General features: G+C 66.6%; 17 protein-coding genes, 1 pseudogene and 1 other annotated feature. Of the genes and pseudogenes, 2 read left to right on the top strand and 16 right to left on the bottom strand.

The features are described 5' to 3' along the window. Positions 1–139 precede the first annotated feature (139 nt). The 12 genes and pseudogenes from D1832_RS14600 to D1832_RS14545 all read right to left on the bottom strand — a co-directional run bounded on the left by D1832_RS14600 (position 140) and on the right by D1832_RS14545 (position 13,360). Positions 140–1,531, bottom strand: a complete 1,392-nt coding sequence (locus tag D1832_RS14600; RefSeq protein ID WP_047311622.1) for a cystathionine beta-synthase — start codon at positions 1,529–1,531, stop codon at positions 140–142. Positions 1,532–1,598: 67 nt separating this feature from the next. Further along, positions 1,599–2,012, bottom strand: a complete 414-nt coding sequence (locus D1832_RS14595) for a hypothetical protein (protein ID WP_118915106.1) — start codon at positions 2,010–2,012, stop codon at positions 1,599–1,601. Between the two features lie 167 nt (positions 2,013–2,179). Beyond that, a complete protein-coding gene (locus D1832_RS14590; RefSeq protein WP_118915104.1) occupies positions 2,180–3,637 on the bottom strand; it encodes an amino acid permease in 1,458 nt (485 codons plus the stop codon). 170 nt (positions 3,638–3,807) lie between these two features. Next, on the bottom strand, positions 3,808–5,178 hold the full coding sequence (locus tag D1832_RS14585) for a cation:dicarboxylate symporter family transporter (protein WP_118915102.1): 1,371 nt from the start codon (positions 5,176–5,178) through the stop codon (positions 3,808–3,810). A 122-nt stretch (positions 5,179–5,300) separates the two neighbouring features. Next, positions 5,301–6,434, bottom strand: a complete 1,134-nt coding sequence (locus D1832_RS14580; RefSeq protein ID WP_118915101.1) for a methyltransferase domain-containing protein — start codon at positions 6,432–6,434, stop codon at positions 5,301–5,303. Positions 6,435–6,445: 11 nt separating this feature from the next. Then, entirely contained in the window at positions 6,446–6,727 is a 282-nt protein-coding gene (locus D1832_RS14575) for an acylphosphatase (RefSeq protein ID WP_118915099.1), read from the bottom strand. Beyond that, on the bottom strand, positions 6,724–7,770 hold the full coding sequence (locus D1832_RS14570; RefSeq protein WP_118915097.1) for a hemolysin family protein: 1,047 nt from the start codon (positions 7,768–7,770) through the stop codon (positions 6,724–6,726). The genes D1832_RS14575 and D1832_RS14570 overlap by 4 nt, the downstream gene beginning before the upstream one ends. Next, on the bottom strand, positions 7,767–9,110 hold the full coding sequence (locus D1832_RS14565) for a hemolysin family protein (RefSeq protein WP_241511036.1): 1,344 nt from the start codon (positions 9,108–9,110) through the stop codon (positions 7,767–7,769). The genes D1832_RS14570 and D1832_RS14565 overlap by 4 nt, the downstream gene beginning before the upstream one ends. A gap of 163 nt (positions 9,111–9,273) precedes the next feature. Then, positions 9,274–10,458, bottom strand: coding sequence for a S1C family serine protease (locus D1832_RS14560; RefSeq protein WP_052946978.1), 1,185 nt, complete (start codon positions 10,456–10,458; stop codon positions 9,274–9,276). 179 nt (positions 10,459–10,637) lie between these two features. Further along, on the bottom strand, positions 10,638–11,504 hold the full coding sequence (locus D1832_RS14555) for a universal stress protein (protein ID WP_118915093.1): 867 nt from the start codon (positions 11,502–11,504) through the stop codon (positions 10,638–10,640). 18 nt (positions 11,505–11,522) lie between these two features. Next, positions 11,523–12,662, bottom strand: a pseudogene (locus D1832_RS14550) (flavin monoamine oxidase family protein); the annotation flags it as partial. A 278-nt stretch (positions 12,663–12,940) separates the two neighbouring features. Next, positions 12,941–13,360 carry a YflT domain-containing protein gene (locus D1832_RS14545; RefSeq protein WP_241511035.1) on the bottom strand — a complete coding sequence of 140 codons (420 nt, stop codon included), beginning with the start codon at positions 13,358–13,360 and terminating at the stop codon, positions 12,941–12,943. A gap of 850 nt (positions 13,361–14,210) precedes the next feature. Here D1832_RS14545 and D1832_RS14535 point away from each other — a divergent pair. Both D1832_RS14535 and D1832_RS15190 read left to right on the top strand, forming a co-directional pair. After that, positions 14,211–15,454, top strand: a protein-coding gene (locus D1832_RS14535) for an IS3 family transposase (protein WP_118915108.1) whose coding sequence is annotated in 2 segments (ribosomal slippage) — positions 14,211–14,484 and positions 14,484–15,454 — 1,245 coding nt in all. Because the reading frame shifts where the segments join, the coding sequence is not laid out codon by codon here. After that, positions 14,480–14,614 (top strand) — a sequence feature (AL1L pseudoknot). It overlaps the preceding gene by 135 nt. Then, complete coding sequence (locus tag D1832_RS15190) at positions 15,349–15,750, top strand: sterol desaturase family protein (protein WP_147362737.1); 402 nt, start codon at positions 15,349–15,351, stop codon at positions 15,748–15,750. Before D1832_RS14535 ends, D1832_RS15190 begins: the two co-directional genes overlap by 106 nt. A gap of 44 nt (positions 15,751–15,794) precedes the next feature. Here the strand turns inward: D1832_RS15190 and D1832_RS14530 are convergent, their stop codons facing one another. The 4 genes from D1832_RS14530 to D1832_RS15975 all read right to left on the bottom strand — a co-directional run bounded on the left by D1832_RS14530 (position 15,795) and on the right by D1832_RS15975 (position 19,394). Then, positions 15,795–16,427, bottom strand: coding sequence for a DUF305 domain-containing protein (locus tag D1832_RS14530; RefSeq protein WP_118915089.1), 633 nt, complete (start codon positions 16,425–16,427; stop codon positions 15,795–15,797). Positions 16,428–16,481: 54 nt separating this feature from the next. After that, a complete protein-coding gene (locus D1832_RS14525) occupies positions 16,482–17,492 on the bottom strand; it encodes a HAMP domain-containing sensor histidine kinase (RefSeq protein ID WP_182434818.1) in 1,011 nt (336 codons plus the stop codon). Positions 17,493–17,581: 89 nt separating this feature from the next. Beyond that, complete coding sequence (locus D1832_RS14520; protein WP_118915085.1) at positions 17,582–18,292, bottom strand: response regulator transcription factor; 711 nt, start codon at positions 18,290–18,292, stop codon at positions 17,582–17,584. 790 nt (positions 18,293–19,082) lie between these two features. Further along, complete coding sequence (locus D1832_RS15975) at positions 19,083–19,394, bottom strand: integrase core domain-containing protein (RefSeq protein ID WP_118915084.1); 312 nt, start codon at positions 19,392–19,394, stop codon at positions 19,083–19,085. Positions 19,395–19,430 lie beyond the last annotated feature (36 nt).

Here is a 19,430-nt window from a genome sequence, read left to right as displayed (position 1 = left end):
ATGGGCATCCATCGCAGCCAAGAACGCTGCCTTCACCCCGCCAACCGACACAGTCCTCGCAACTCCCAAAAAGTCTGGGTGTTGCGAGGACTGCTAGAACCCGCCGTCGGCTGCGGGGCCTTCGTCACATCTCGGGGACCTACTTGGCGAGGGCCTCGAGCAGGTCGAAGCGCGTCAGGACGCCGACGGGACGGCCACCTTCGACGACGAGGAGAGCGTCCTCCTCCTGCAGCGCCTCACGGGCGGCCGAGAGCGGTTCGCCCCGGCCCACGAGGGGCAGACCTTCGCTGAGGTGATCGACCACGGAGTCGGCCAACTGCGCCTTTCCGGCGAAAAGCAGATCCATGAGCGTGCGCTCGCTGACGGCGCCGCGGACCTCGCCGAGCATGAGCGGCGGCTCGGCAGCCACGACGGGCAGCTGGCTCACGCCGTACTCGCGCATGATGTCGATCGCGTCGCGGATCGTCTCCGTGGGGTGCGTGTGCACAAGGTCGGGGAGGTCTCCCGACTTCTGGCGCAGCACCTCGCCCACGGTCTTCTCGTCGCCGCCGGTGACGAAGCCGTAGGAGTTCATCCACTCGTCGCTGAAGATCTTCGACATGTAGCCGCGGCCCGAGTCGGGCAGCAGGACGACGACGACGGCGTCGGCCGGCAGGTCCTTCGCCACACGCAGAGCACCGACGACGGCCATGCCGCTCGAGCCACCGACGAGAAGACCTTCCTTCTCGGCGAGAGCTCGCGTCATCGTGAAGGCGTCCTGGTCGTTGATGGCGATGACGTCGTCGGGAACAGACGGGTCGTACGCGCCCGGCCACATGTCCTCGCCGACACCTTCGACGAGGTACGGGCGTCCGCTGCCGCCCGAGTAAATCGATCCCTCGGGGTCGGCACCGATGATGCGGACGCGCCCGCCTTCGCTCTCCGGACGGTCGGCGCTGATCTCCTTGAGGTAGCGACCCGTGCCGGTGATCGTGCCGCCGGTACCCGCGCCGGCGACGAAATGCGTCACCTTGCCCTCGGTGTCACGCCAGATCTCCGGGCCCGTGCTCTCGTAGTGCGACTGAGGGCCGAACTCGTTGAAGAACTGGTTCGGCTTCCACGCGCCCGGCGTCTCCGCGACGATGCGGTCGGAGACCGAGTAGTACGAATCCGGGTGATCGGGAGCCACCGACGTGGGCGTCACGACCACCTCGGCGCCGTACGCACGCAGAACGTCCATCTTGTCCTTGGCCACCTTGTCGGGGCAGACGAAGATGCAGCGGTAGCCCTTGCGCTGAGCGACGAGCGCGAGGCCGACACCGGTGTTGCCGGACGTCGGCTCGACGATGGTGCCACCGGGCTTGAGCTCGCCCGAGGCCTCTGCGGCCTCGATCATCTTGAGGGCGATGCGGTCCTTGACCGAGCCTCCGGGGTTGAAGTACTCGACCTTCGCGAGGACGGTGCATTCGACGCCCGCCTCACGTGCTACCGGGCCGAGCTTGACGAGCGGGGTGTTGCCCACAAGGTCGGCGACGTTCTCTGAGAATTTCATGAGGCCATCGTTTCACGCCGTGGACACGCCTGGCGTTCGTGCCGACAGGATCACGGGGAAGCAGGAATCACGCCGCGCTCGTCCAGAGCGGCACCTCCGCCAGCTTGCCGGGTGCCGCGACCATGACCGGCCAGCGCAGGTACCCCTCCAGGGCGAGCGTGAGGGCGTCGGCCCAGGATTCCTCGAAGGGCGAGGCTCCGCTCGTTCCTCCGCGTTCGAGCAGGACGAGCGCTCCGGTGATGTCCGGCGACTCCTCAGCGATCGAACTCACGACGAGCGCGAGGTTGGCGACGGCGTCCGCGTCGGGACGTAGGGCGAGGCCGTCGATCTGGGTGAGTGCCTTGTGGACGCGGCCGTTCTCGTCGTGGAAGGCGAGCCAGAGGCTGCGCCCCTGTGGCCGGCTGGCACCGAGCACGTTCTGCCAGAACGCCGTGAGCGTCGATCGGGAGGTGATGGGGGCGTGGGCTGGATTGATCGTCATGCCTTCAGCGTGCGCCGAAACGCACCGAGCGTGCCGGGGGCCGTCCACAGCCCCGAACGGCCGTCACACCTGTGGACAGAGGACGGCGATTCAGCGCTCGCGATACGACGACGACCGCCCGCCACCGAAGTGAGCGGACGGCCGTCGTCGGTCCGAGCAGAAAGAGGTCAGCGGTGTGCTGCTGCTGCCCGCTTCTCGGCCACGACCTTGTCGGCGTGTTGGCCACGCAGGACGCGGTGTTCCGGCGTGTTGCGCACGAAGAGGTAACCGATCCCGATGAGGACGAACCACAGGGGCGTCCACAGCAGCGCCGTGAGGGTGCTCTCCTGCGTCGTCAGGGTCCACAGGACGAAGACGAAGAACACCATCGTGGCCACACACATGCCGATGCCGCCGGGCATCTTGAAGGTGCTCTCCTTGTGCAGGTGAGGACGACGGCGGCGGTAGGTGATGTAGCTGAGCAGGATGATCGTCCAGACGAACATGAAGCAGATCGCCGACACGGTGGTGATCATGTCGAAGGCCTCGGCAACACCGCCACCGGCGTAGAGCAGCGGAATGCCGATGAGCAGGAACACACAGCTGAACAGGAGCGCCGCGACCGGAACCTTGTTGCGTGACAGGCTCGAGAACGCCCGGGGTGCGTCCCCCTGACGGCTGAGGCCGTAGATCATGCGCGACGTCGAGTAGATGCCCGAGTTGGCCGAGGACGCCGCCGAGGTGAGGACGACGAAGTTGACGACACCCGCGGCTGCCGCGAGACCGGCGAGCGCGAACATCTTGACGAAGGGCGACTCGCCCGCCTTGAACTCCGTCCACGGACGAACCGACATCAGCACGAAGAGGGCGCCGATGTAGAACAGCAGCATGCGGATCGGCACCGAGTTCACCGCGCGGGGGAGGTTGCGGTGCGGGTCCTTCGTCTCGGCGGCTGCCGTGCCGACGAGCTCGACACCGACGAACGCGAACACGGCGATCTGGAAGCCGGCCGCGAAGCCCATGAAGCCCTTGGGGAAGAAGCCGCCGTGGTCCCACAGGTTCGAGAACGCGGCCTTGGAACCGCCGGAGGAGAAGCCGGTGAACACCATGTACAGGCCGATGATGATGAGCGCCACGATGGCGACGATCTTGATGAGGGCGAACCAGAACTCGAGCTCACCGAAGGACTTCACCGAGGGCAGGTTCAGCGCCAGGAGAAGGAAGATAAGCGCCAGGCCGGGAATCCACAGGGGGAGATCAGGCCACCAGAACGCGACGTAACTTGCGATGGCGACGACATCGGCGATCGCGGTGGCGATCCAGCAGAACCAGTACGTCCACCCCGTGAAGTACGCGGCCCACGGGCCGAGGATGTCACCGGCGAAGTCCGCGAACGACTTGTACTCGAGGTTGCTCAGCAACAGTTCGCCCATGGCGCGCAGGACGAAGTACAGGAAGAAGCCGATGATCCCGTAGACGAGGATGACCGACGGGCCGGCGGCACTGATTGTGCGGCCGGAGCCCATGAAGAGGCCGGTGCCGATCGTTCCGCCGATGGCGATCAGTTGGATGTGGCGATTGCTGAGGCCGCGGGAGAGCTGTTCGCCCGCCACCTCCTCGTTCTGTGGTGCGACTGGGCTCGACACGTGGCCGCCTTTCGGACGTCGTCGGGGGAGTAGGGGTATCCCGCGACCCTACGGGCGGTGTGGCGTGGCCCACGTCGTCGACACCCGCGGTGCGCATATAGGTTCCATAACGATGCGATCCCGCCACCCTTCGCGGGTGACGGGATCGCATCGAAACCGGGGAGAACCGATCAGTGACGCGCTGAAGCCTCGCTGCCGTGATCCTCCATCGTCGAGTAGTCGAACGGCTCCTTGCCGTCCAGGACGATGTTGAGGCGCTCGCGGTCGATGGACTTGGTCCACGTGCCGACGAGAACCGTGGCGACGGAGTTGCCCGCGAAGTTCGTCAGCGCGCGAGCCTCGGACATGAAGCGGTCGATACCGACGATGACGCCGACGCCGTCAACGAGTTCGGGCTTGTGCGCGTGCAGGCCGCCGGCAAGGGTCGCGAGGCCCGCACCGGTAACACCTGCGGCCCCCTTGGACGCCACGATCATGAACAGGAGCAGACCGATCTGCTCACCCATCGACATCGGCATGTTCATGGCGTCGGCAATGAAGAGTGACGCCATCGTGAGGTAGATGGCCGTGCCGTCGAGGTTGAACGAGTAGCCGGTCGGTACGACGATGCCCACCGTGGAGCGGTCGACGCCGGCGTGCTCCATCTTCGCCATGAGGTTCGGCAGGGCCGACTCGGACGACGACGTCGCGACAATGAGGAGGAACTCGCGGGCGAGGTACTTGAGCAGCTTGAAGATGTTGACGCGAGCAACGAGCCACAGCAGTGCGCCGAGGATGACGAAGATGAAGAGAGCACAGGTGATGTAGAACCCGAACATCAGCTTGAGCATTTCACCGACGGCCTTGGCTCCGGATTCTCCGACGACCGCAGCCATGGCGCCGAATGCACCGATCGGGGCGAGCCACAGAACCATCGTCAGCACGCGGAAGACGATCTTCTGCAGGTAGGTGATACCGCGCAGCACCGGCTCGGCGTCGGCGCCCATCTTCTGGATGGCGAAGCCGACGAGCAGGGCGACGAACAGGGTCTGCAGGACGCTGTCGCCGGTGAGAGGGGAGAACAGAGTTGTCGGGATGATGTCGGCGATGAACCCGAGGAGGCCGTGGTCGGACTCCGACGCCTTTTCGACGTACTTGTCAGCCGAACCGGGGGTGATCTTGAGCCCGTGTCCCGGCTGGATGATGTTGCCGACGACGAGGCCGATGGCCAGTGCGAAGGTCGACATCGTGAGGAAGTACGCGAGGGCCAGACCGCCGGCCTTACCGACGGTGGCAGCCTTCCGCACCGAGCCGATACCCAGGACGATGGTGCAGAAGATGACCGGCGAAATCATCATCTTGATGAGATCGACGAACATCTCGCCGACAGGCTTCCACTCCTTGGCCGCGTCGGGAGCGACGAGACCAAAGATGATGCCGCCGATCACGGCGATGATGACGGCGATGTACAGCCAGTGGCTGCGATCCTTCTTCGGCGTCGAGGTCGAAGGCGCGGAGGGTGCTGACGCGTCGCGGGCGTCAGCGGGCAAGTTCTCGGGCACTCAGGGCTCCCAGGTGTGACGTGGGTGAAAGACCCCTCAATCTATTCTTGGCGATCCCTGAATCGGCGCAGCGGTTCGGGGCGCAGGAGCTTGTGTCCGAATGGTTATGCGGTCGACCGCATTCAGAGGCGACGGCGCAGGAGCACGGCCACCTCGGCGTGGTGGGTGTGCGGGAACATGTCGAACAGGCGCGCGGCGGTGACATCGAAGGAGGCGAGGTGTTCCAGATCGGCCGCGAGCGTCGTCGGGTTGCAGCTCGAATAGATGACGGTGTGCGCGCCGCTGCCGTCGAGCGTACGAGCCAGGTGCTCGCCGATACCCCGTCGTGGTGGGTTGACGACGACGAGGTCGGCGGAGTCTTCCGCAGGCACGTCGAGCACGCTCGCATCACCGACCTCGAACGTGACATCCCCTGCGGTGCTTCGCTCCGACGCAGCCAGGCGCGCGCTCTCCACCGCGGTGGGTTCGATCTCGACGCCGTGCACCCTCCGGTGCTCGCCGGCGAGGTGGAGTGCGAACCCGCCGACCCCGCAGTACAGGTCGAGGACGTTGAGCGCGTGCACCGCGTCCGCCCAGGCGGCGGCCTGTCGGTACAGGTCGCCGGCGACGTCGGTGTTCGTCTGGAGGAAGCTGCGATGACGCAGGTGCAGCGTGACGTCGCCCACCGGCAGACGCAGGGTCTGCTCCGGCGTCAGTGGGATCTCGAGGTCGCCCTCGACCACGGCCTTGTGCTCGGGATGGATGTTCGCCGAGACGGCGCGCACCTGGGGGAGGCGCTCGAGGAGAGCGGGCAACGCCTCGCGTAGACGCGGTACGTCGTCCTCGCTACGCAGGACGAAGCGCACCATGAGTTCGCCGTCGGTGTTCGCGGTGACGAGAACGAACTTGAGGGCACCCTCGCGACGTGTGACGTCGTAGGGGCGCAGCCCGGCACACGTGACGAAGCCTGCGAGATCGGGCACGACGTCCCAGATGGCTTCGTCCTGAATACCGCACTCACGCAGGTCGACCCCGGTTCCATCTGCGTCCGTGATGCCGAGTGTCGGCGCTTGCAGGGTGCCGCCGACGGCGAGCTTCGCCTTGGATCGGAACCGCGTCTCGGCCGATGCCCGCGCGGGTAGCCAGACACCATCGGCGACCCGCGTGGCCAGCGTCTCGGCGACCCGAGCCTGCTTATCGCGAAGCTGCTCCGCGTAGGGAGTTTCGAGCAGGGTGCACGAGCGGCACAGATGCCGGTCGAAGTAGACGCACTTCATCGACGGGGCGATCAGCGCCGCACGGAGAAGTCGTCGACGGACTCGGGCGCCACATCGCGCACCTCGACGTCGTCGACACGTGCGACGGACGGACCGTCGTGGCACCAGTCGACGAGGCTCTCGACGGCGTCGGGGTCACCTTGGGCACGCACGTGCACCGAGCCGTCGTCGAGGTTCTCCACCCAGCCGACGAGGCCCAGTTCGCGGGCTCGGTCGGCCGTGTAGGCGCGGAACGAGACGCCTTGGACGTGGCCGGTGATCGTCAGGTCGACAGCGCGAGGGGAGGCGTTCATGAGTCCAACGGTACGTCGCTCGTCGCAGGCTCAGCGCGGGTGCCCGCCTCTGCGGGAAACAGACCGCGCAAGGTGTCGGAGAGCGTGACAACGCCGACGAAGGAGCCCTCGCGGGTGACCTGGGCGAGGTGCTGGCGGCCTTCGCGCATGGCATGCATCGCCTTCGTCACCGGCGTGCTCTCGTCGAACGTCGCCGTGGGGTGGACGAGGTCGGCGATCGGTGCCGACGGTTCGCGCGAGACGGTGTCTCGGACGTGAACCGCACCTTCGTAATGACCGTTCGAACCGATGAGGACACGCAAGTGTCCCGCCTTCTGGGCGGTGTGCCAGACGTCCGCCGCGGTGGCGTCCTTCGAGACCGCGGTAATGGCGTGGTCGGGTCGTACGAGATCGGAAAGCGTCATCTCCCGCAGCGACAGAGCACCCCTGATGTGCCTGCTCGAGACCGGGTCGAGTGTGCCGGTCTCCGTCGAGTGCTCGACGAGCTGCTCCAGGCCCTCCGGGTCCTGGGCCGCGGCGACCTCGTCGGCCGGCTCGACGCCCATGCGGCGCAGAAGCCAGTTGGCGGCGCCGTTGAGGACGACGAGCAGCGGACGCGTGAAGAGCATGAAGCCGCGCATGGGCAGCGCGAGGAGCATCGCGGAACGCTCCGGGTGAGCAATGGCCCACGACTTCGGCATCATCTCGCCGACGACGAGGTGGATGAACGTCACGATGAACAGGGCAAGCACGAACGCGAGGACGTCGGCCACAGTGCTGGGCAGGCCGAGGTCAGCGAGGAGCGGCGTCAGTGCGTGGTGCACGGCCGGCTTCGACAGGGCACCGAGTGCCAGGGTGCACAGGGTGATGCCGAGCTGGGAGCCGGCGAGCAACAGCGTCAGGTCACCCGAACTGCGTAGAGCGGCGCGGGCGCTGCGGGAGGTGGCGGCGAGTTCTTCGAAGCGGTGGCGCTTCGCTGCGATGAGCGAGAACTCGACGGCCACGAAGAAGGCGCTGAGCGCCACGATCGCGACGCTGATGAGGATGAGGGCGGTGGTGCTCATGCGTCGTCACCTTCCGTCTCGTGGCGTGCTTCGAGGGTGAGGCGCACCGTGTGCGGCACGCGGTTCTCGGTGTCGATGACCTGGATGACGAGGAAACGCTCAGGCGGCGCGTCGTCGGAGGCGTACTCGCCCGGGTCGACGGGCAGCGGAACCTCGACGGTGACGCCGTCCTCGACGAAGCCGCCGTTGTAGGCCATGGCCACGCCGCCGACGGTTTCGAAGTCGCCGGGCGGCATGAGGATGTCGAGCGAACGCTCGACCTCGTCGGTGGGCGTGCCGCCGGGGCAGATCCACGCGTCGTCGTCACCGGTCTCGTCCTCGACGATGGCCGTGAGGTCGTCGGGGTCGTGCTCGTCCTCGATCTCGCCGACGATCTCCTCGGCGAGGTCCTCGGTCGACAGCACGCCGGCGAAGCCACCGAACTCGTCGACGACGATGGCGAGGGTGCGGCGCTCGGCTCGCATGGCCGCGAGCGCCTCGGGGAGCACGGTGAACGATGAGATGAGGAACGCGGGTCGCATGATCTCGCTGACCTCGCGCTCGTCATCCGACGGGAGCGTGAGCACGTCGAGGAGTTCGACGACTCCGACGACGTCGTCGTTGTCGAGCACGGGGTAGCGCGTGTGGCCGCCCTCCATGAGCTGTCGGATCTCGTGGACGGGGGTGTCGGCCTGGACGACGTCGACGCGGGCACGCGGGATCATTGCGTGACCGGCGGGGCGCTGGGGGAACTCGAGGGCGCGGTCGATCATGTCGGACAGTTCCTCGGTCAGCTCGGAGCCGCGGGACTCGCCGACGATGTGCTTGAGGTCGCGCAGGGTCGCCGAGTGCTCGACGTCGTGCACGGGCTCGATGCGCAGGAGCTTGAGCAGAGCCTCGGACGCGCGGTCGAAGAGCCAGATGAGCGGCTTGAAGACGCGCAGATACGCGAGCGTCGAACCGGCGAGGCGGTCGGAGACCTGCTCCGGGCGTGCGATGGCGTAGTTCTTGGGGAACAACTCGCCGAGCACCATCTGGATGATGGTCGACAACAGGAGCGCGACGACGGCACCGACGACGGCGGCGAACGCCTTCGAGATGCCGGCTGCCGAACCCATGTCGCGGATCGCGCCACCGATGAGCGGTTCGGCGACGTAACCGACGACAAGACCGGTGACGGTGATGCCGAGCTGCGCGCCGCTCAACATGAATGAGGTGCTGCGGGTGACCTGGAGCGTCTTGGCGGCTTTGTCGTCGCCGCCCTTGGCTCGTGCTGCGGTGCGGGAACGGTCGACGGCCATGAACGCGAATTCCTGGGCGACGAACCAGCCGGTGAACGCGGTGATGATCAGAACGATCACGATGCCGGCGAGAAGGGAAAGGGCTGGGCCCATGATGATCGAGAATGCCTCACGGTGGGGGAACGGTCGATGGCACAACGGTACTGGATCGACGGGGGTTCCCATGCCTCGCTGCTGAGCGCGGGGTCACCGTCGAAACGGCCCGCCTGCTTCTCCCGGGCCCTCAGTTCGTCGTCGCCTTCTGCAACGTGACGGTTGCCGTGCGGGTCGCGCCGGAGGTGTCGGTCCACGTCACCTTCATGGAGTCGCCGGGGTAGTGGCCGTCCATGACATCGGCCAGATCGCCGGTGTCGGAGATGGTCGTACCGTCCAAGGCTGTGATGACGTCGCCGGCCGCCAGGCCCGTGGATGCCATGGCCGACCCACTTTGGACGTTCTGAACCGTGACCCCGCTCGACCCGCCATAGGGCGCCATCCCGCCGCGGCTCGAGCTGCTCGGCACGACGGCGATACCCAGAGCGGCTCGGGTGCCGATGTGGTTCGTCGCCGTCTTCGTTCCGGCCAGGATGGTGTCGGCCAGCGACTTCGCCTGCGTGATCGGGATGGCATAGCCCTCGGCGCTGCGTGAGCTTCCGTTGCCGTAGGCGGTGAGGGAGTTGCTGGAGGCAGCGGCGGTGTCGATGCCAATGACTTCGCCGTCCGCGTCGAAGAGCGGGCCACCCGAATAGCCGCCGACGATGGGTGCGCTCGTCTGGATGAGGTCGGTCAGTTCCTCGGAGGAGTCGAGCGCCGTCGAATCGCTCGCCGTGATCGAGCGGTCGGTGGCGGTGACGAGTCCGCTCGCGGCGTACAGCACGCCCTCGCCACCGCCCTGGCCGACGGCGAGTACCTTCTCGGAGACCTTCACGCCGTCGGTGTCGAGTCGGACGGTGGCCAGGTTGCTTGCGCCCTTGAGCTTGAGCACGGCGATGTCGTGTGACGCGTCATGTCCGACCACCTCGGCTGTGTACTTCTGCCCGCCGGGCACCGTGACGCGGATCTGGGTGGAGCCCTCCACGACGTGGTAGTTCGTCAGGACGGTGCCGTCAGAGCGCAGCACCATGCCGCTGCCGGCGCCTTCGCCGTTCGTCGTCACGGTGTCGATCATGACGACGCCTCGCTGCTGGGCCTCGGTAGCGGTCGTGGACGTGCCGCTCGTCGAGCTGGCGCTCGTACCGGACGCTCCGTCGTCGCCGTTCCAGCCGTTGCCAGCGCTGGAGCTGTCGGGAAGGAAGCTGGTTCCCGACGAGCCCGCGATGCGCGTCACCGGCAGGAGATCACCGGGGTTGTCGCGCGCCACGACGGCGGCCGGGGCGGCAAGCGCTGCCGTGGTGAGTGCGGTGATGCCGACGATCGTGGTGGTGCGCATGGGGTGCTCCTCGGAACGTGCCTGGGGTGATGGTGACCAGACAACCGGGGGTAGCCATGGCGTACCTGGCTCGTTCCTGTGCCTCAGCTATGTTCGCGCCCGCATGCGCAATAGAACACGTGAGCGCCCCTCACCACCGCGGGAATCGGTCGTGAGGGGCGCCCACCCGTCGGCGTTGCCTAGTTCGGCCGGGGCACGACGATCATCGGAACCGGCAGGTGCTCGAGCATCCTCGTGGCCGTCGTCCCGAGGAACGTCTGGCGGCCCTGCGCCAGGCGTGACGAGCCGACGAGGAGCACGCTGTGCGGGTTCCAGTCGATGGCTGCGACCGCCTTGCGCAGGTTGCCGCCACCGCCGACCTCGGTCGTGACGTCGACGTCGCCGCCCACCTCGTCCCGCACGGCATCGAGCTGGGCGAGCGCGCCCGACAGCATCTGCGAGGCCAACTGCTCGTCACGCTTGCCCTGATCGACGAGCGTGATGAGGCGCAGCGGGAGACCGGTGATCGCGGCCGCCGTCACGGCCTCGTGCACCACCTGCTGGGCGCCGGCGCGCAGCCCCACGGCAGCCACGAGTTCCTGGAGCGGACCTCGCTCACCCTTGCGGTAGCCGCGCGGAGTCATCGCCACCGGCACGGGTGCCGAGTGCAGGATGGCAGTGGCCACAGGGTTGGCGAGGATCGCGCCCTTGGACCGCGAGCCCGACCCGATGACGAGCGCCCGCGCATTCAGCTCGCCGGCGGCATCGAGCACGGCGCGTGGCACCGACGCAGAACGTCGCACGTGAGCGCGGACGTCGATGTCGGCCGGCAGCTTCGCGAGCGCCTTGTCGAGCTGGGCGCGAGCCTGGGCTTCGACTTCGTCACGGAAGCGCGCCTGCCCCGGGTGCTGGATCGACACAGCCGACTCCTCGTGCAGGACGTAGAGCGCGTCGAGACCGGTTCGGAACGTCGTTGCCAGGTCGGTGCCGAGAGCGAGAGCGTCCCGTGACGCGGCGTCGCCGCCCCAGGCGACGAGGAAGCGTCGGTCGTTCGAGGGCGTGTTCACGTCATCTATGGTGCCAACTCATCGTTCGAGAATCTGCTCGGCGACGCGGGCGCCCATGCGCACCGCACCGTCGACGTGCTGGTAGCCCTCGGCGGCGATGTCGGAGCACGCGAAGCGCATCGGACCGACCGGGTCGTGCTGGTAGGGGCCGTAGCGGTGCAGGCCGCCGAGGTCGTACCTGGCGGCGTAGGCGCCACGCGTCCACTCCTCGGAGGCGAAGTCCGATTCGTAGTAGACGACGGGCTCGAGGGCTTTCTCGCCGAGGTAGTGCGAGATCGACTCGAGGATGCGAGCCTTGCGATCTTCGGTCGAGAGGCGGAACATCTCGTCGGCCTTCTCATCGGTGACGAACGAGACGAGGGTGCCGCGCTCGTCGTTGTGGTTGGTGTTGTCGTAGACCTCCTGGCACAGCTCCTCGGCGCCGAAGCCGGTGCCCGACAGGCCTTCCTCACGCCAGAAGGGCGTCTCGTAGACGGCGTGCACCTTGATGACGAGGCCGAGCGAGGTGTGCTGGTGCATCTGGTGCTGCAGGCGCGGCATCGGTGGCTCGTAGCTGATGCGCGAGTACAGGTTCGGCGGCACGGCGAGGATGACGTCCTTCGCCGTCACCTCGAGCCCGTCGCTCTTCACGGTGGCGCCCTCGTCGTTCCAGGTGATGAAGCGCACCGGTTCGTTGAGCTTGACCACGTCGTCGCCGAGTTCGCGGGCCATCGTCCGGGAGACGGACTGCATGCCACCGACGACGCGGCGGTCGAGGATGAACGTGTCGTCGACGAGGTTCGAGAACGGTCCGGCAGACGCGGCCATCAGCACGGCCTGCAGCGCGGAGAAGGCGTGCGCGGGCTTCGTCAGCATGCCGCCAGCGATGAAGATGCCGATGTTGCGGCACGCCTCTTCGTTGTCGGACTGCTCGCGCAGCCAGTGGTGGAAGGAGATCGTGTCGAGTTCACGCGCCTTGGGGTGCGTCCAGGACTCGGTGGCGCCGATCTCGGCGGCGAGGTCGTCGAGGACGGTCTGGATGCGCTCGATCTCGGCCTGTACGTCCTCGGCAGCCGGGCACATGTCGCCGGTGTAGAGCGAGCGGGTGCCGTCGGGCGCGAGGTAGACGTTCTCGCCGTCGCGGTAGCGCAGGAAGGTCTCGATGCCGAGCTCGTCGAGCTACAGGCGTTGATCGGTGATTACCTGGGATGCCCCTGACAGAGGGTCTTGGGGACGAAGCTGTCGGGGTCCACTGCAGGCAACTGCGGGGATCACGCTCGGCAGAGCCGAGCAGGCTCCCGGTTGGTGGTGACAGGCACGCCGACGTCCCTGCTTCCGGCGAGATCCGCTCCTGAATCCGCCCCAGCGGAGAGTGTCGGGGGAGCGCAGAGGGCCACGGCCCTCAGCACTTACTCGGGCGTGGGCCAGCACCCGGTCCGGGCCCGGGCCTTTGGCGGTCAAGTCGTGGGACGGCTGGCGTCGAGCTTGGCCGCGGCCGCCTCGACGTACTCGGCCTCCACGAGGATCTCGTAGGAGGACGCCTCCAGGCCCTGGACGCTACTGAAGTCCCGGCGCCCGCCGGTGGCCGCGTGGCCCAGCAACCCGAAGATCAGCCCCCACACCGCGCCCAGGAGCACCGCCCACAGGATTACCGACAGCCACCCCACAACCGTGAAAAGACCCAACAGCAAGCCAACGAGCAATCCCAGCCAGGCCCCGGAGGCGGCCCCGTACAGGGCGGCCTTGCCGTAGGTCATCCGCCCGGTGACCTGCTCAACCAGGCGCAGATCGGTGCCGACCAAGCGCACGTGCTCAACCGGGAACCCGGCGTCGGAGAGTCGATCGACAAGGCGCTGAGCCTGGTCATAGGAGGGCACTGTACGCAGGACCTGGTAATGAGCCGAAGCAGTGGGTGGAAGATGGGAGGGATGGGACATGCTCATCGTTTCCTGTTCGTGGTGACGATCCGACGTGGACGGTGGTCTGCACCCGGGGTTGCCGGGCACCTGGGTCAGGAGTGGACGGAAAGTTAGGAAGAGAAATCGCGGAACAGTCGGGGCACATCAGCAGCCCTGACCTCCCTTCCTCCCCCTCGAAATGTCGCGGACCGTACCAGGATAAGCATATTTATCTCTGCAGTAAACGCCCGACCCGTCTTCGGCGCCTCGTGCCACACATGCCTTCCCGCTCGGGTTACGGCGGGCCATAATTCGCCTTTCACGTGCCCAGCTTGCCGTCTTCGGAGCTGGGCCTTGACACCCCTGCACCGGGTACCCTCGCATCAGTACCGCACCTGCCGCTGGGCAGTCGATGCATCACCTGTCCGAACGGAATCGATCGGCCCCACGCTGATCACTGCTCCCACACCGCCGATGCACTTCAACCGATCCGTCACTGCAGCATCATCGAGAAGCCGTCCTCGACACCGGCAGGTCCCGGGCCCGCTGGCTGTGATGTCTTCGCGCTGGCGGCGTCGGCGGGGAGAGGATTTCGCAGTGAGCAGCACCGCTCTTTCCGGGATCGAGGCGACCACCGAATCCGGCCCGCGGTGCTGCACGAAACCTTGGGGGCTCCATCGAGCCAGTGGCAGTCCGGCCCGTGGTTGCCTCACCATGGAGCGATGACTGCTGAGCGTTGCCGATCCACCGCCGATCCTGCCGAACCCCTTTCCGATGAAGCGTCCCGGGTGTGATGCCGCTTCCTTTCGAGTTCGAGAGGATGTTGTTCATGCCGAAGAAGTTCGATCCCGAGGTGAAGGACCGCGCGGTGCGGATGGTCCTGGACCGCGTCGAGGAAGCCGGGTCCGTCACCAAGGCCGTCGCGTTGGTGTCACCGAAGGTCGACGTGGGTCGTGAAACCTTGCGCCGCTGGGTCTCGCAACACCGCGTCGACGCCGGCCTGAAGGACGGGCCGACCAGCGACGACCTGGCCGAGCTGCGTCGTCTGCGCAGCGAGGTCAAGCGGTTGCGCGAGGACAACGAGCTCCTACGCAAGGCCTCGATTTTCTTCGCGGGGGAGCTCGACCCCCGCAACCGATGATCATGGGTTTCATCGATCAGATGCGCGCCGAGGGGCACGCGGTCGAGTCGGTCTGCAGGGTGCTCCGCCAGGAGGGCTGCCAGATCGCCGCACGCACCTACCGGGCCTGGCGCCACCGCAGCGCATCGGCCCGTGACACGTCCGACGCGGTCCTGCTCAACGTCCTGCACGACCTCGTCGGTACCCCGGAAGGGCTGTACGGGCGTCGCAAGATGACCGCCTGGCTACGTAGGCAAGGTCACCAGGTCGGCGCCGGTCGCGTGGATCGGCTCATGCGCGTCGCGGGGATGAACGGGGTACGCCGCGGCCGTCCGGTACGCACCACGATCCCGGCCCAGGACGGGCATCGGGCTGGTGACCTGCTCAACCGGGACTTCACCGCGGCAGCGCCGAACACGAAGTGGGTCGCGGACTTCACCTACGTACGCACGTGGGCGGGTTTCGTGTACGTCGCGTTCGTCCTGGACTGCTACTCCCAGAAGGTCGTGGCCTGGCACGCCGCGACGAGCAAGACGACACCGCTGGTCCTGACACCGCTGCGGATCGCGCTGTGGGAACGCGACCGAGCCGGGCACCCCGTCCAACCCGGCGAGCTGATCGCACATAGCGATGCCGGGTCGCAGTACACCAGCCTGCGCTTCGCCGAGCACCTGGCCGCCGAGGGCATCGCCGCATCGATCGGCACCGTCGCGGACGCGTACGACAACGCACTCATGGAGTGCGTCATCGGCCTGTACAAGACCGAGTGCATCACCACCACGATCTTCCACGACAGCCCGTACAAGACCATCGCCGACGTCGAGTACGCCACCGCCGGATGGGTCGAGTGGTACAACAACCGAAGGCTCCACTCGTCTCTGGCCATGACCACCCCGGCCGAGTACGAGACCGCCTACTACGCCAACCTCAACCGAGAGTTGGCACCCGCATAGGAGCGGCACGAAACCCGGGACGCTTCACCAACAGCGAATACCTCGACCGCAACCACGGCAGCATCCTCATCGTCTGGGACAAGCTGTTCGGCACCTTCGAGGCCGAGAACGCGCAGCCCGTCTACGGACTCACCACCAACATCGACACCTTCAACCCGCTGCGCATCGCCGGTCACGAGTGGGCCGACATGTTCGCCGATGTCAGCTCCGCCGACAACTGGGCCGACCGCTGGTCGTACCTGCTGCGCGGGCCGGGCTGGGCCTACGACAAGCGCAAGGCGCGACTGGCTGCCTAGGTCACGAAGGTGGTTGCCTGCTGGTCGGATTCATCCGCAAGAGCTCAGTCCGCGGGGGTCTTCAGCAAGTCCTGCATCGTGCGGATCTCGGCGTTCTGAGCCTTGATGATCGAGTCGGCAAGGCTGCTGACCTCCGGGTTGTCGGTGGTCTTCTTGACGTCAGACGACATCGTGACCGCGCCTTGGTGGTGCTTGACCATCATCGTCAGCCACATCCGGTCGAACGCCGGGCCTGTCGCCTTGCCGAGCATGTCCATCTCCTGCTGCGACATCATTCCGGTCATGTCGCCCGTGCCGCTCATGCTGCTCATGTCGTGGCCCGAGTGATCGCCGCCGGTCGGCACGGTCGCGCCCCACGACTTCAGCCACCCGGTCATCGTGTTGATCTCGGGATCCTGTGCCTTCTTGATGGCGGCCGCGAGGCGGGTGACGTCGGCCGAGACGCCCTGCCGGTTGAGCGCCATGTCGGCCATCTGCACCGCCTGGCGGTGGTGCGGGATCATCTGCTGCGCGAACCTGATGTCACCTTGCCTGCCGGCTGCAGTCGCCGGTGACGCGGCCGAGGACGTCATCGATCCGTGCCCCGCGGAGTGGCTGCTGTCGTCGCTTCCGCATGCTGTGAGCGTGAGTACGAGCACGGCGGCGCCGGCGAGGGTGATCGTCGAAAGGTTTTTCATACCAACAATACTCGTCCACCGATCTGACGTGCGGGTCGAGGTTCTATGGAGCTTTCATGGAGTTGGCAGGGTGATCCGAAAGCGTGCGCCCGTGCCGAACCCGTTGCTGTGCGCCGTGATCGACCCGCCGTGCGCGAGCACCACCGAACGACAGATCGCGAGGCCGATGCCCGCGCCTCCGTGGTCTCGGTCGCGCGCGGTGTCGGTGCGGTAGAACCGTTCGAAAACGTGCGCCAGGTGCTCCTCGCCGATGCCGTCGCCGTCGTCGGCCACCTCGATCGACACTGCCTGGGGCTCGGGTCGGACGGTGACCCGGATTCGTCCGCCGTCCGCCGTGTGTCGCTCCGCGTTGTCGAGCAGGTTCGTCAGCACCTGCTGCAGGCGCAGGCGATCGCCGCGTAGCGTCGTCCCGGACGGCGCGGACACGTCCAGCGTGAGGCCGCGCGCTCTGAGGTGTTCTTGGCGAGGGCCAGTGACCGAAGCGAGCAGCTCGGCGACGTCGATCGGGTTGCGTTCGAGGGTGATCGCAGATTCGTCCGCCCGCGAGATTGCGTTGATATCTCTCGTGAGCCGGTCGAGACGGGTCACCTGTTCGCGCAGCACGGCCGTGAGTTCGTGACCGCTCGTCACGTCGTCGTCGGCCGCGTCGAGGTAGACCTGAATCGTGGCGAGCGGTGTGCGTAACTCGTGGCCGAGATCGGAGAGCATCTGCTGGCGCACCTGCTCGGTGCTGGCGAGCTGGGCCGACATTCGATTGAACGCTGTGCCGACCGCAGCAAGCTCGCTCAGGCGGGTCGGCTGCGCGACCGTTGCCCCGTAGTGGCCGTCCGCGACACGCGTGGCGGCTGAGGCGAGGTCCTGCAGTGGGCCGGTCAGTCGTCGGCCGAGGACGACGGTGACCAGGCCGGCGGCAGCGATGGCTGCGAGGAGTGCGGCCCCCAAGGTGAGGAGCCCCGCGGACCGGAATGCCTCCTCGACGTGGTCGAAGGTGGACCCCGAGGTGTCGGATCCGGCGAGATGCAGATGTTCATGGAACAGGGGCGGGCCGATCACCGCGGCGGCCACCGTGGCGACGACCGCAGTGACACACAGGACAACGGCCTGAGCGATCAGCAGCCAGGTCACCAGGCTTCGAGATCGGCTGCCGACAGTCCTCATGATCCGCTGCCCGCTCGGTAACCGACGCCGCGCACCGTTTCGATGAAGCGTGGATTGGACGCGTCGTCGCCCAGCTTTCGACGCAGGTGCGCGATGTGGGTGTCGACGAGGTGCTCATCGCCCACCCAGTCCATGCCCCAGATGGCTTCGATGAGCGCTCGGCGGTCGAACGCACGTCGTGGTTGGCCCAAGAACGTTGCGAGCAAGTCAAATTCGGTGCGAGTGAGTTGGATCTGCGAGTCGGCGAGGCGTACCTCGCGCGCGTGAGTGTCGACGGTGAGGTCGCCCAGTCGCAGCGTTGCCGCGACTTGTGTGGATGCACCGCGCGGACGACGCAGGAGCACACCCACTCGTGCGACCAGTTCGCGGACGCTGAAAGGCTTGGTCATGTAGTCGTCGGCGCCCACCGAGAGGCCGATCAGGGTGTCGGTCTCGTCGTCCCGAGCGGTGACCATCAAGACCATGCAGTCCGAGAAGGTGCGCACCCGACGACATACCTCGACGCCGTCCAGGCCGGGCAGCCCGAGATCGAGAACGATGACATCGGGCACCCAGTCGCGCGCGGCCGAGACGGCGTCGGTGCCGGTGTGTTCCACGCGCACCCGATGCCCTGCGCGATCGAGGTAATTGGCGATCATGCCGGCCAGGGCCTTTTCGTCGTCAACGACGAGAACCCGCGTCCGGTGGTCATTCGGGGGCGCCTTCATCGGGCCAGTCTCGACCACGGTCGGGTCCGTGGGGGAAGGATCGTGCCGAAGCGATCGACACGTGAGAAAACGGCAGTCTTTTATGAGCGATAACAACACAGTGTGGGTTCTCAAGAAACCTTGCCATGTAGGTCGGAACAACCATGCTGGGTGGCGATGATTCGTGAGAGAGAAGATAAGAGGCGATTGTCGCGAATGACTGCCATTCCGTAAACCTCACGATGTCGATGTTGATTGGTCTCGGCCAGGCCCGAGCTCGGACAGCCGGTTAGGTCGCGAACAGCTACGCAACCGGGGCGGAACACCGCGCGCCAAGGTCCTCGAGTGGGACGATCAGCGCACGTCGACAACCGAGGAGAACGCATGGGAAAGCAATCTCGCCGAGCATCCCGCAGGGGACGTCACACTCCGAGACCCGCCGGACTGCGGCCAACCATCGCGGTTGCACCCCAGATGGACCCAGACGACAGCAGCAGGGTTGTCCATCGACCGAACTGCGGCTCGCGCGTAGCGCACTGCTTTACTCGGACCAGGTGAACCTCCTCGCCCCTTCGGTCAGCATCCTGTGGGACTTCGTCGCCTTACGCGACGTCGACGAGAACAACATGCTTCGACGCATGGCCCAGCTCAACCCGCCAGCCTTGCACCGACTCGGCGTACCCCAAGAGCATCTCGGGAACTTCAAACGGATCATGCGTCGCGCCTCGAAGCAGAGGCCCGGCGCCTCATTGCGCGACGCCTTCGAAGCCGACTGGCTGCCCGTCCTAGATGTTCCACTTCATGAGGTTGTTTACAGGAGGTCGAACAGGGTGGGCTCGTGCCCGAGGCCCTCGATCTGAGGAACGTCGAGCATCTTCGGCTGAGGCTGGACCCGGTACGACGTGATCGGAACCCGGCTGGCCGGTGGCTTGTTGCCCAGGCTGCTGTGCGGACGGTCATGGTTGTAGGTGTTCAGGAATGCCGCCAGCGCGGCGGTGCGCTCACCGTCGCTGGCGTAGGCGCGTACGTAGAGCCACTCTTCCTTCATGGTGCGGTTGAAGTGAAGCGCCCTGGGTTTCGTTCCGCGCTTATGTGGTGACGAGGGTTCTCGTCTGGGATTGATCGTAGGACGCTTCGACCTCGACCGGCGTGCGGTAGC

Source organism: Dermacoccus abyssi, assembly GCF_003515945.1.
In the GTDB taxonomy this organism is placed as follows: domain Bacteria; phylum Actinomycetota; class Actinomycetes; order Actinomycetales; family Dermatophilaceae; genus Dermacoccus; species Dermacoccus abyssi.
The sequence above is the reverse complement of the archived record's forward strand: the minus strand, read 5'-3'. Positions and strand labels throughout refer to the sequence as shown.

Coding starts and splice junctions, on each gene's coding strand:
- D1832_RS14520 (WP_118915085.1), bottom strand. CDS start 18,292: ATGAAGGCGCCCCCGAATGACCACCGGACGCGGGTTCTCGTCGTTGAC.
- D1832_RS14595 (WP_118915106.1), bottom strand. CDS start 2,012: ATGACGATCAATCCAGCCCACGCCCCCATCACCTCCCGATCGACGCTC.
- D1832_RS14530 (WP_118915089.1), bottom strand. CDS start 16,427: ATGAAAAACCTTTCGACGATCACCCTCGCCGGCGCCGCCGTGCTCGTA.
- D1832_RS14580 (WP_118915101.1), bottom strand. CDS start 6,434: ATGAAGTGCGTCTACTTCGACCGGCATCTGTGCCGCTCGTGCACCCTG.
- D1832_RS14570 (WP_118915097.1), bottom strand. CDS start 7,770: ATGAGCACCACCGCCCTCATCCTCATCAGCGTCGCGATCGTGGCGCTC.
- D1832_RS14560 (WP_052946978.1), bottom strand. CDS start 10,458: ATGCGCACCACCACGATCGTCGGCATCACCGCACTCACCACGGCAGCG.
- D1832_RS14575 (WP_118915099.1), bottom strand. CDS start 6,727: ATGAACGCCTCCCCTCGCGCTGTCGACCTGACGATCACCGGCCACGTC.
- D1832_RS14600 (WP_047311622.1), bottom strand. CDS start 1,531: ATGAAATTCTCAGAGAACGTCGCCGACCTTGTGGGCAACACCCCGCTC.